This window comes from Bacteroidota bacterium, assembly GCA_005882315.1.
Lineage (GTDB): Bacteria > Bacteroidota > Bacteroidia > Chitinophagales > Chitinophagaceae > VBAR01.
On record VBAR01000003.1, the window covers coordinates 371,603 to 384,792 of the forward strand.

The 13,190-nt window shown below is 38.0% G+C and carries 9 protein-coding genes; 6 read left to right on the top strand and 3 right to left on the bottom strand.

Annotation, left to right across the window (positions count from 1 at the left end):
• The first annotated feature begins 44 nt into the window (after positions 1–44).
• The 4 genes from E6H07_15025 (at position 45) to E6H07_15040 (ending at position 5,998) form a co-directional block, all read left to right on the top strand.
• The gene (locus tag E6H07_15025) at positions 45–986 is read left to right on the top strand and encodes a DUF4974 domain-containing protein (GenBank protein ID TMI62719.1); all 942 of its coding nucleotides are present in this window, start codon (positions 45–47) and stop codon (positions 984–986) included.
• A gap of 15 nt (positions 987–1,001) precedes the next feature.
• Positions 1,002–2,834: a hypothetical protein gene (locus E6H07_15030; GenBank protein ID TMI62720.1), complete on the top strand. Its 1,833-nt coding sequence runs from the start codon at positions 1,002–1,004 to the stop codon at positions 2,832–2,834.
• A gap of 83 nt (positions 2,835–2,917) precedes the next feature.
• Complete coding sequence (locus E6H07_15035; protein ID TMI62721.1) at positions 2,918–5,254, top strand: TonB-dependent receptor; 2,337 nt, start codon at positions 2,918–2,920, stop codon at positions 5,252–5,254.
• A gap of 27 nt (positions 5,255–5,281) precedes the next feature.
• Positions 5,282–5,998, top strand: coding sequence for a DUF2807 domain-containing protein (locus E6H07_15040; protein ID TMI62722.1), 717 nt, complete (start codon positions 5,282–5,284; stop codon positions 5,996–5,998).
• Positions 5,999–6,041: 43 nt separating this feature from the next.
• Here E6H07_15040 and E6H07_15045 read toward each other — a convergent pair whose 3' ends face one another.
• The gene (locus E6H07_15045; GenBank protein ID TMI62723.1) at positions 6,042–6,968 is read right to left on the bottom strand and encodes a YihY/virulence factor BrkB family protein; all 927 of its coding nucleotides are present in this window, start codon (positions 6,966–6,968) and stop codon (positions 6,042–6,044) included.
• A 60-nt stretch (positions 6,969–7,028) separates the two neighbouring features.
• Entirely contained in the window at positions 7,029–7,439 is a 411-nt protein-coding gene (locus E6H07_15050) for a cupin domain-containing protein (protein ID TMI62724.1), read from the bottom strand.
• Between the two features lie 147 nt (positions 7,440–7,586).
• Here E6H07_15050 and E6H07_15055 point away from each other — a divergent pair, with 147 nt between their 5' ends.
• Entirely contained in the window at positions 7,587–10,157 is a 2,571-nt protein-coding gene (locus tag E6H07_15055; GenBank protein ID TMI62725.1) for a cation-translocating P-type ATPase, read from the top strand.
• Between the two features lie 86 nt (positions 10,158–10,243).
• Complete coding sequence (locus E6H07_15060) at positions 10,244–11,257, top strand: 2-hydroxyacid dehydrogenase (protein TMI62726.1); 1,014 nt, start codon at positions 10,244–10,246, stop codon at positions 11,255–11,257.
• Between the two features lie 88 nt (positions 11,258–11,345).
• Here the strand turns inward: E6H07_15060 and E6H07_15065 are convergent, their stop codons facing one another.
• Complete coding sequence (locus E6H07_15065; protein TMI62727.1) at positions 11,346–13,175, bottom strand: hypothetical protein; 1,830 nt, start codon at positions 13,173–13,175, stop codon at positions 11,346–11,348.
• Positions 13,176–13,190: the final 15 nt, after the last annotated feature.

Below are 13,190 nucleotides of genomic sequence, written 5' to 3' on the forward strand. Positions count from 1 at the left end.
CAACCCTGGAACAAAAATTTTACCATATTGATGATGACCTGCTGGTGAAATACCTGTTGGGTGAAGCATCTCCGGAAGAAGAACAAGCAGTGATGGAATGGATGAATGCCAATTCATCGAATAAAGAATATTATAACCAGTTCAAAAAAATATGGGATAGCAGTAAAGAACTTGCCGCCGGATCAACTGTTGATGTGAACAAAGCATGGGAAAGGTTTCAAATGCGGGTTGCCGATAAAAATGAATCACCAAAAGTTATAAGCCGCAAACGTTTTTCCTGGATGAGGATCGCTGCATCGGTTATTTTAATTGCAGGTCTGGGTGTTGCTGCTTATTTTATGTTCAATAATAATGAACCGAAAGAAATGGTTGCCCAAACCGGCCAAAATGTTCTGCTTGATACATTGCCGGATGGTTCTGTTATTACATTAAATAAAAGATCAACTATTACTTATCCTTCTAAATTCAAAGGCGATACAAGGGCAATTGCTTTAAAGGGTGAAGCCTTCTTTAATGTAGCACCGGATAAGAAAAAACCTTTTATCATTTCAGTAAATGATGTGCAGGTAACAGTAGTAGGAACTTCTTTTAATATAAAAAGTGAAAATGGTAATACAGAGATCGTAGTAGAAACAGGTATTGTACGGGTAGCAAGATCCGGTAAGACTGTAGAATTAATTGCTGGAGAAAAAATAGTGATGACCGCAACCGATAGCATTACCAACAAAGAAACAGTAAGTGATAAGCTTTACAACTATTACCGCAGCAAAGAATTTGTTTGTGATGGCACTCCTTTATGGAAACTGGTACAGGTGTTGAATGAAGCCTATGATGCAAAGATCAGCATTGGCAGAAAGGAATTAAGAGATATGCAGCTGACAACAACTTTTAATAATGAGTCCCTTGAAAAAGTATTGGAAATAATACATCTCACTCTTGATATAACAGTTATCAAAAAAGAAGACGGACAGATCATTTTACAATAACCCCGATTACAGTTCATGAAATTCAGTACAATTTTTACTTTTATCATTTTTCTTTTTTTTATAAATGCTGCAGTTAATGGCCAGGCTATTCTGCAGAAAAACATTTCACTGGATGTAAACAAGCAGCGTTTGGATAATGTGCTTGAAATTTTGAGCAACAAAGGAGATTTCTATTTCTCGTATAATTCCAGCATCATTAAAAAAGACAGCCTTATTAGTTTGAGAGCATCAAACAAAACAGTAAAAGAAATATTGTCGCAACTGTTTAATACTAGTTATGAGTTTAAAGAAAGCGGCAACTATATCATCATTCGGAAAGCACCAATAAGAATGACTTTGGTAACACAAAAAGGTGTAACAGAAGAAAAAATTTATTCAGTAAGTGGTTATGTGTATGATGAACAATCCGGCATTGCGATCAACGAAGCCAGTATTTATGAGAAAACAATACTTGCTTCGGCCATGACCAACACCGAAGGCTTTTTTAAAATAAAACTGAAAAGCAGTAAAACGAGTATGGTTGAGTTAACAGTAAGCAAAGAATTTTACGAAGACACAACAATAAAAATTCAACCCCGCTATAACCAGCAGCTTTCTATTACAATGGTCCCTATTGAAATTGAAGGAAACAATGAAGTGATAACACCTGAAGATTACCGGACCCCTGATTCGTTGAAAGTAATTATAGATACAACGACAATTGTTAATCCGCCAGTTATTGCTGATTCAATCAAAGTACAGCAGACAGGTATAGGAAAATTCTTTCTTTCAGGTAAACAAAAAATACAAAGCCTCAACTTAAAAAAGTTTTTTACCACCCGTCCTTTCCAGGTTTCAGTTGTTCCGGGATTGAGTACTCATGGTCATTTATCTTCACAGGTGATCAATAATTTTTCTTTGAACATATTTGGTGGCTACACTGCCGGAACTAACGGACTTGAACTAGGTGGTTTGTTTAATATTGATAAAAAAGATGTGAAGTACCTGCAGGCTGCGGGTTTATTTAATTCAGTCGGCGGAGAAGTAAACGGTTTACAGCTTGCCGGTATCAATAACCTGGTGCAGGATAATGTGAAAGGCCTGCAGGCTGCAGGTATCAATAATTTTGTGACAGGAAAAATGATCGGCTTACAAATTGGCGGAATATATAATCATGTTTCAGATAGCGTAAAAGGTGTCCAGGTCGGCGGTGTTGGAAATTTTTCAAAGGAAAAAGTAAGTGGAGTGCAGATAGCTGGGGTGGCTAATATAAGTAATAGAGAAATGGACGGAGTGCAAATTGCAGGTGTTATTAATTATGCAAAAAAATTAAGAGGCGTGCAGATAGGACTTATCAATATCGCAGATACTTCAGAAGGATACAGTATCGGATTGATCAATATTATTCTCAAAGGATATCATAAACTCAGTTTTTCTGCTAATGAAATACAAAATGTGAATGCTTCGTTTAAAACCGGGAATTCAAAGTTGTACAGTATCCTCCAGGCAGGTGTGAATCTCAGTGACAGTGATAAAGTTTATTCTTTTGGTTATGGTTTGGGCAGTGAATTGTCATTAAATAAGAAGAAAACATTGTCCATTAATCCTGAACTAAGTTGCCAATATCTCTATCTCGGTTCATGGGATTATCTCAATCTTTTAAACAGGTTCAATCTCAACTTTAATGTTAAGCTTGGGAAATATGTTTCTTTATTTGCCGGTCCTTCATATTCGGTGTATGTCACTGACCAGAACGGTAGTTTCAGCGGTTATCTTAACCCCATTCCTCCTTCGGGTTATAACACCACAAAATTCAGCAATAAGGTAACGGGCTGGTTTGGATGGAATGCCGGAATTAATTTCTTCTAAAAAAATGTTAACGCATAGGGGTAGGCCTTTCTTTAGTTGTTATACTATCAAACAATTAATCAAAACCACTAAAGAAAAAGAAAATGAAGTTTGTTTTCGGGTTCGCCTTATCCTTATTATTCATTTCAGCACAGGCTCAGTATTCACAACAATTCCGTGGTACTATAACAGACCAGGTGCTGCAACAGCCGCTTAGCGGGGCAACTGTTACTATCAGTCCACTTGGTAAATCAGTTATCACTGACGATGCCGGCGTTTTTCGTTTTAGTAATATTCCAGTTGGCACATATCGCCTCAGTATTTCTTATACCGGATTTAAAGAAGGAGTATTGGAAAATATTGCTGTTAACTCCGGAAAAGAAACAGTTATTAATGTCTCATTGGAAGCCATCATCCATACAGAAACAGACGTAATTATAAAAGCCGGTAGCAAGAAAAATAAGCCACTTAATGATATGAGTGCAGTAAGTGCAAGAGCATTTACTGTGGAAGAAACTCAAAAGTATGCAGCTGCAGTTAATGACCCGTTACGTATGGCTACAGGTTTTGCAGGTGTGTTTGCAGCAGATGATGGAAACAACAGTATTGTTATCCGTGGCAATTCGCCAACTGGCTTATTGTGGCGCATGGAAGGAATGGATATTCCCAACCCAAATCATTTTGCTACTCCCGGTAACAGTGGCGGTGGCATTTCAGTATTAAGTTCCCAGTTACTTTCAAATTCAGATTTTATTACTGCTGCTTTTGCAGCAGAATATGGTAATGCTTTAAGCGGCGTGTTTGATCTCAGGTTGAGAAAAGGTAATAATGAAAAAAGAGAATATACATTGCAGGCAGGAGTACTTGGGTTAAATGTCGCACTGGAAGGGCCGTTCTCAAAAAAATACAAAGGTTCTTATCTTATTAACTATCGGTATTCCACATTGTCATTACTTTCTAAAACTGGCGTTATACCCGATGATGGAGCAACTAATTTCCAGGATCTGTCTTACAATTTTTATTTACCAACCAATAAGCTTGGCACATTCACATTTTTTGGTTTTGGCGGTAAAAGTGACCAGAAATTTAACGCTGATGCAGATTCATTAAAATGGGAAAGTAAAAGCGACAGGTATTCCTATACATTTTTATCCAATACCGGTATGACCGGAATAACACATACCATTCTTGCCGGAAATAAATTAAATATTAAATCAGGTATAGGAATTTCGCAAACTAAAGTCGGGTATGATGAACATTATACAGAAGATGATTATACATTATCCGCCACATACTTTGATAAGTATAAAACCAATAAACTAATTTTTAATTCAACGCTTAATTATAAATTCAGTAACCGGCTGAACCTGCGTACAGGTGTCATTGCAGATATGATCAAATATAATTTTTACCGGCTTTCAAGCGAACATGAAGGTGACCCATTGGAGGAGGTGCTCAATTCTTCCGGTAAAACATCCACACAGCAAGCATTTGCACAATGGCAATATAAGCCATCAAATAACCTAACGTTGAATGCTGGTATGCATTATTTCCGCCTTGTTCATAATAATACTTCATCTGTTGAGCCACGTTTTTCTGCTAAATGGAATATTAATAACAAGAGCAGTATTGCAATGGGATACGGCTTGCATAGCCAGATGCAAACATTGAGTGTTTATTTTGCTGAGCAAAAATTACCAGATGGCACTATTTTGATGCCTAACAAAAACCTGGATCTGACGAAGTCACATCATTATGTTCTTTCTTACAGCCACAGGTTAGGTAAAAATTTACTAGCCAAAGCAGAACTGTATTATCAGCAATTATTCAATGTTCCTGTTAGCATATATGATAGCAGCTCTTTATCAACATTGAATATCCTGAATGAATACATAATTGAGCCAATGGAAAATGCAGGGAAGGGTAAAAATTATGGTATAGAAATTTCATTGGAACGTTACCTAAAAGACAATTTCTATCTCACCTTGAGCAATTCTATCTATCAATCGAAGTATACTGCAAAAGATGGAGTGGAAAGAAATACCCGGTTCAATGGTAATTATCTTGTCACGTTGATCACCGGTAAAGAATTTATAAGCGAGAGAAAACCAAAAACTTTTGGCGTTAACCTGAAAACGATCTATGCAGGTGGGCTTCGCACTACGCCAATTGACTTTGATGCATCACAACAACTGGGCTATACAGTGTTTAAAGAAAAAGAAGCTTACAGTTTACAAAACACTGCTTATTTCCGGGCAGATATCGGGATCAGTATGAAATGGAACAGGAAAAATTTCACCAGCACTTTATCATTGGATATACAGAATGTCACAAACAGGTTAAATGTGTTTGGCCAATGGTATGATGATGAGAAAAATAAAATTGTTACAAGTTATCAAACGGGTTTAATCCCCATCCTGAATTATAAAATAGAATTTTAAAATTATCAAACCAGAAATCGAATAAAAATGAAAAAAGTAATTATTATGTTAGCAGCCGCCGCAGCTCTATTAACAGCAACATCCTGTAGAAAAGTAGTAGGAGAGGGGCCACTACAAACCGAAACCCGTAACATCACAGATTTTTCAGGAGTATCAGCAAGTATCGGGGGAAAGATCTATTACAAAATTGATCCAGTTTATAAAGTAGAAATAACAGCACAACGAAACATACTCGATGTAATACAAACCACCAAAATTAACGGTCACATAATATTAAAAGTGAAAGATGGTGTACGTATAAAATCAAATGAAGATATTACTGTCAATATCAGTGGACCATCAGCAGACTATTTTCATCTGAGTGGCTCGGGTGATCTGATGGTAGCAGGAAATGTAAATACAGTAAACCTGGATATGGGCATAAGCGGTTCAGGAAATATTATTGTATCATCAATATCTGTAACAGATAAGATAAATGCCAATATCAGTGGTTCTGGTAATATAATCGTACAAGCAGGTACAGCGAAGAATGAAGACTTAAAGATCAGTGGCTCTGGTGAATTATTTATAGCCGGTGTAACTGCTGAAAAAGCGACAACAACTATCAGTGGCTCTGGTGATATGCAGGTAAATTTATCTCAAACACTTGATGCAACAATTAGTGGAAGTGGTTCAGTTTATTATCGTGGGCAACCGTTGATCAGCACTCATATTTCAGGTTCGGGAACTGTGAGGCCGTTATAAGATGGTGGCCATATTTGCAAAATAAGGGCACTGGAAATAATAACTACACAGGATTCTTCATTTCCAGGATCCTGTATTTATAAGCGTTGCCCCCAGGTATAAGTGGCCATTGTTTCTTTTCTGAATAAACAGCAATGAAAGAGGCGCCATAATACAAAATAAAGGACGAATAAAAAACGAATAGCAATACCAAAACAAATGAACCAGCAGCGCCATACAGATTACCGATATTACTGCTGACAAGTAAAAACCGTAGCAATAATTTTCCGGCAATAAATAAGATACCCGTCAGTAATCCGCCAACAAGAGATGCTTTCCAGGTAGGTCTTCCATTTGCCAGGAAGCGGAATAAAAGAATAAACCAGGCTGCTACAATGATCACACTTGCTATTTGCTGTACAGCGCTTTTAAAATAAATTCTGCCCCAATGCCATATTTCATCAATATAATTACCAGCTATTACCTCAAGGCTCTCCAGAAAGAGGTCAGCAAAAAATAAAATCCCGGTCAACAATATAACAGCAAATGATTTTGCCCTGGCACTTAATTCAAAAAGAAGTCCCGGATGTTCTTTCACACTAATTTTCCAGAGTTGATTCAGGGAATTTTTGATTTCAGTAAACAAGGTGGTGGCTACAAAAACAAGAAAGAGAAATCCTAATACGATCACATACCAACTGTCACTGAAGCCACTAATACTCCATACCACTTGTCTCACTTGTTCAGCACCTTCCTTTCCCAATGTATTTGAAATGTTCTCGATCAATCCGCGGCGAACGTTGCCCCGGCCAATAAAAAGACCAAATAACTGCGACAGTATAAAAACGATCGGCGGCAATGCAAACGTGGTAAAAAAAGCAGTAGCCCCGGCCATACGCATTGGGTCATTTTTTCCAAGTAATGCAAATGAATGGCGCAGACTAATGAACAGCAGTGATAACTCATTACCTTTTGTTTTATTTTCTGTCATGATTCAGACAAAGATAAAGATGTGTTTCAGTTCAGTTCCCGGTCGCCTGTTGCGTTGGATTTAATCCTCGTAACCACTTTTAATAACGGTTGAGATCATTTTGAACTGTTCATTCGCATTAAAGCAATGCGGTGCATGAGCTGGAATTACAATACCGTCACCTGTTCTTAGCAAGTAATCTTTTTCATTAATCACAACTTCTGCTACACCATCTATTATCTGAACATAGGTGTCGAAAGGAGAAGTTTTTTCTGCTAATTCTTCGCCTGAGTCAAAAGATGTCACCGTGACATTTCCTGTGGTCTTTTTGATGATCGTCTTGCTGACAACAGCATTGGGTATATACTCGATGATCTCAACGATTATATGCACTTTTGATTTTTCTATTTCCGTTGAAGGGGTATGATTGGTACTGTTAGTATGATTACTCTTACCGGTAAGATCAGTAAGAGTATTTTTATCTTTTTTCATTTTTTATATTTGTTCAATTAGAATGACTTGTAAAGGTCTGCATGCTGAACGTGGTATTTGTTATACAACTATAGAAATAAGTTGTATGATTCACACCTTTATGGATGGAGGCTTAAGTTATATTAACTTCATGCTTTTAGAAAAATAATGCAGTCATTCTATCAACTTACTACACAGGAAGTCTTTGATCAGCTCAAAACATCTGCTTCAGGTTTGAACAGCGAAGCGGTGCCGGCACTGCAAAAAAAGTATGGGGCCAATGTTTTGCTAGAGGCAAAACAAAAAACCAAATTAGCGATACTGCTGTCTCAATTTACCGATATAATGATCATTATACTGGTAATTGCTGCTATTATTTCATTTGTAGTAGGAGAGCACACGGATGCATTTGTAATCCTTGCCATCATAATTGGCAATGCATGGATGGGATACTACCAGGAGTATAATGCAGAAAAATCAGTGAGGATGCTGAAAAAAATGTCGGCTCAATTTGCAATGGTATTACGCAATGATAATCCTGCTAAAATTGAAGCTGCACAATTGGTACCCGGAGACATTATTTTATTAGAAGCGGGAGATATTGTTCCTGCTGATGCAAGGTTGATCGAAGTACATTCTTTTAAAACAGATGAAGCATCGCTTACGGGAGAAAGTCATTCGGTTGAAAAGAAAACAGAAGCCATTAAAGAAGAAAATCTTGTTCCGGGTGATCAGCTTAACATGATCTTCAAAGGAACTATTGTAAGCAATGGTTCAGCCACAGCAGTAGTAACAACTACCGGCATGAATACAGAGCTAGGGAAAATAGCAGGACTGTTGGAAGTTGAATCTCAAAAAACTCCTTTACAAAAAAGACTCATTGTTTTTAGTAAGCAGCTTGCAGTTATAGTTATAATTATCTGCCTCATCGTATTTGGTATTGGTTTGCTGCATGGTGAACCTTCTTTTGTAATGTTTCTTACTGCATTGTCGCTGGCAGTTGCTGCTTTGCCTGAAGCACTGCCTGCAGTAATTACAATTGCACTTGCACGGGGTGCAAGACGAATGGTAAAGCAAAATGCCTTGATGAGAAAATTACCTGCCGTGGAAACATTGGGTTCTGTTACTTATATCTGCAGTGATAAAACAGGAACGCTTACGCAAAATAATATGACAGTGGAAAAGTTGGAAGCTGCGCCAGAAAAAGAAGATCTATTAAAGCATGCGATGATCTTAAATAATGAAGTAAAATTTTCTGATGATGGTTTGCTGGGTGATTCTACTGAAACTGCATTGGTGGATCATGCGGTGGAAAAAGGTTTTTCAAAAGAAGAATCGGATAAACAATTTCCCTTTGTATTAAAACTTCCTTTTGATTCAGAAAGAATGCGGATGAGCACTTTGCATAAGCATGAGGATAAATGGATATTATTTGTGAAAGGCGCCCCGATAAAAATGCTGGAAGTATTAAGTGGAAAATATAAAGAACAAACTCCTGGGTGGCTTGATAAAAATCGTGAATGGGCTGCTGATGGGTTAAGAGTTTTATTTTTTGGGTATAAAACATTTGATCAGGATCCGGGAGAAATAAAAGCAGATGCAGAAACTGACCTGGATTTTTTAGGCATGACGGCAATGATAGACCCCCCGCGGGAAGAAGTGATCGAAGCTATTAAGCAATGTAAAACCGCAGGCATCAAATCAGTGATGATAACCGGTGACCAGCCACTTACTGCAAAGGCGATCGCAGAACGATTAGGTATGATTGAAAAAGGACACGAAGGTGTAAAGACAGGTGCTGATCTTGAAAAATTATCACCCGAAGCATTCAGTAAAGAAGTAAAAAACACAATAGTATATGCACGGGTATCACCTGAACAAAAATTAAATATTGTAAAAGCATTGCAAAGCAATGGAGAATTTGTGGCCATGACCGGCGATGGTGTGAATGATGCCCCATCATTGAAACAAGCTGATATTGGTGTAGCAATGGGCATAACAGGTACTGATGTATCCAAAGAATCGGCAGATATGATCTTGCTGGATGATAATTTTGCCACCATTGTAAAAGCAATACGTGAAGGAAGAAGAATTTATGAGAATATCCGGAAATTTATTTTGTATGTACTTTCCTGTAACCTTGGTGAGATACTAACTATTTTCCTGGCGCCGATTCTTGGCTTTGCAATTCCTTTGCTTCCCATTCATATTCTTTGGATCAACCTGGTGACTGATGGTTTGCCCGGTTTGGCACTTGTAACAGAACCTGCAGAAAAAGATATTATGAACCGTCCGCCAAGGCCGCCAAAAGAAAATCTATTCGCTGGTGGATTGGTTGCAAGAATATTACTGACAGGAATTATATTGGCTATTGGAGCAATCTTTATTCAATTGTGGGCGGCAGGGCAGCTATATGATGTTAGAACGCAGCAAACAATGGTATTCACAACACTTTGTTTTGTACAATTGGGTAATGCATTATCGGTTCGCTCTGTATATCATTCTCTTTTTTCTTCACGGATATTTGCAAACAAAGAATTGTGGGGAGCAATTGTAATTACTGTTGTTCTGCAATTGTTGATCGTATATGTTCCTTTTTTAAATTCGATTTTTAAAACAACTGCTTTAGCGTGGAATGCAATGGCTGTGATTCTAATGGTTACTATTGGTACGGTGCTTTGCATTGAATTCTTGAAATACCTGAATAAAAGAAAATACTTTAAAAAATTAAACCGGTAGGATCATTTTGCCAGGACAAATTTTGTTACTGTTATTAACGATCAAAGAATATTAATTCATAATTTAAACAAGCTGAACTTCACTATATGAAAATTGCTTTTTTCTCTACACAGCCTTACGATAAGGAATACTTTGAACGCTACAACAATCAGCACGAAATACTTTTTTTTGAAGCCCGGTTAAATGAGCAAACGGCAAACCTTGCCAGGGGTTGTAATGCGGTATGTGCTTTTGTAAACGATCAATTGAATAAAGTTGTTTTGAATACATTAAAAGAAATAGGAATAAAAATTATCGCACAACGCTGTGCTGGTTTTAATAATGTGGATGTTGTGGCCGCAGCGGAAAATAATATAAGTGTAGTAAGGGTACCAGCTTATTCGCCACATGCAGTGGCCGAACATGCCCTGGCATTGATAATGACACTCAATCGCAAAACACATAAAGCGTATAACCGGGTAAGAGAAGGAAATTTTTCTCTCGACAGGCTGACAGGATTCGATCTATATGGCAAAACGGTGGGAGTGATCGGTACTGGGAAAATAGGTGAATGCTTTGCACGGATCATGCTGGGGATGGGTTGTAAAGTGGTGGCGTTTGATATTGTTGTTAATAAAGAACTGGAAGCTCTTGGTATAAAATATTTGACACGACAGGAGGTATTGCAACAAAGCGATATACTGTCGCTTCATTGTCCACTGACAGAACAAACAAAGCATCTTATAAATAGCGACACATTAGCGATCATGAAAAACGGTGCCATGCTTATCAATACAAGTCGTGGTGCATTGGTAGATACAAAAGCTGTTATCACCGCTTTAAAAAATGGGAAACTGGGGTATTTGGGTCTTGATGTGTATGAACAGGAAGAAAAACTTTTCTTTCACGATTTGAATGAAAACGTTATAGCAGATGATGTATTGGTAAGACTATTAGGTTTCCCAAATGTGCTGATAACTTCACACCAGGGCTTTTTAACTGATGAAGCACTCACCCAGATAGCCATCGTCACCTTACAAAACATAACAGATTTCGAAGAAAATAAACAATTGAAAAATATAGTTTCAGTTCCTTCGGGTCTTACAAATAATCGGCATTAAAAAGTAAATGTCCACTATCCCGATAACTATTGGCTGCGATGCAACAGCCGATGATAGTAGTACAGCAGCTTGACTCATAAATCTTTTTCTATAAGTCAAATTCCCAAACAGTGCGGTACACACCATACTTTTCAATATAAGTTAAGAAGGTATTGTAAAAAACATCCGCTCCGATAGTGGCGCTGTCGCCTATAACAAAAAGTCGTTCTTTTGCACGGGTGATAGCAACATTCATACGGCGATAATCTTTTAAAAAACCAATATCACCATCATCATTGCTACGTACCAGGGATATAATGATGTTTTCTTTTTCCTGCCCCTGGAAACTGTCGATTGTACTAATGCGAAGTTGTACCGAAAAGATTTCTTTGGCAGCTGCAACTTGCCCGGCATAAGGTGAAATGAATGCCGTCTTTAGCGGATCCAATGATTCTGTTTCAAATAATTTTTGAACAATGGCCAGTTCACCTTTATTCTGCAGGCTACTACCATCAGCTCCATGCTCTTCATTATAACCGGAGCCGGCAGTGTCGATAAAAGTTATATGTGTACCGGTATTTTGTAAATGCGCTGCACTCCGCAACTGGTCATTATAAAAGTAATTGCTGCTGAATCCAGCGATCACTTCTTTCATGCGGTACTGCGTATTGAGCAGGTAAATAGTATCCGTTGTTTTAATTGCCATTTCAAGAATAGAACGGTTTAAGCCAAGTTGTGCAGCTTCATGACTTAATACGGTAGGAGGAAGTTGCCAATGATCTCCAGCGAGTACGATCTTATCGGCAAGTGGAAAAATACACCAGGCAAGCGGTTCAATACACTGACCAGCTTCATCCAGTACCAATGTTTGAAAATGCAGATGGTCAATACCTGCATCATAAATACCGATCGGCGTGCCGGCAATTACTTCTGCTTCTGCAAATAATTTTTCCTCATTATAAGCCTGTAACTTCTTTATCTCAATTCGTATATTCTTTACTTCTTTAAACAGAAGCTGTCGCTGTTCTCTTTCGGCCTTGCCAAAACTGCGTTTGTATTTCAGTGCCATCTTTCGAAACTCTTCAGCTCTTTGTTTTAATTGCTTGATCTCTTTTTGTTGCTTGCTGTTGATTAGTCTTCCTTCAGGAGTATGAGCGAAGATCGTTTCATCAGCTTTACTCGCATTACCCACTCTTAATAATTTTACGCCTTGCTTTAGCAAGCCTTTGGCAATATTATCTACCGCTGTATTACTGGGAGCGGAAACTAAAACCTTTTCACCGTTTTTGATCAGTTGCACAATAGCTTCAATCAGTGTTGTAGTCTTTCCTGTTCCGGGTGGGCCATGTACAATTGTTATTTTTTCGTTTTGTGTAATAGCTGTAACAGCTTGTTGCTGGCTTTCATTTAGCTGGTGGTTGTGAAAACTGATCGAACTGCTTCTTATTGTCACTTGAGTTGGAGTTACAATTGCATCATCATGTAACTGCTCAAATAATTTGAAAAGAGGTTTATTATTTTCCAGTTCATTCAACACTTTTTTCATGATGCTGGTAGTACGGGTATCAGGGGCTAGTTTAATACCCACACCATCATCTTCTATCCAATCAGGAAAGTCGGGAGCAAACAAACGGAACTCGCCGCTTTTTCCATCCAAACTCATCAACATTCCCTTCACTGGTTCTTCACCTGTAATAAAACATTCAATAGCCGCACCATCCCTGAACAAATTTGCCTCTGGGGGGAAACTGAGTTTAAAATTTATTTCAGGATAATCGGCATAGCCAAAATTTTTGCGGGTAACAATGATCGGATGCAATGCGAGTCCCTCGGCCTTCAATGCTTTTAAAGTATGCTGCTGATCTAAACGATACCGTTGTGCCTGTTCCTTTTCTTCAAGGTTGATACATTGTAATAATGCTTGTATATGCGGATGCATGCGGTGAAAATAGGA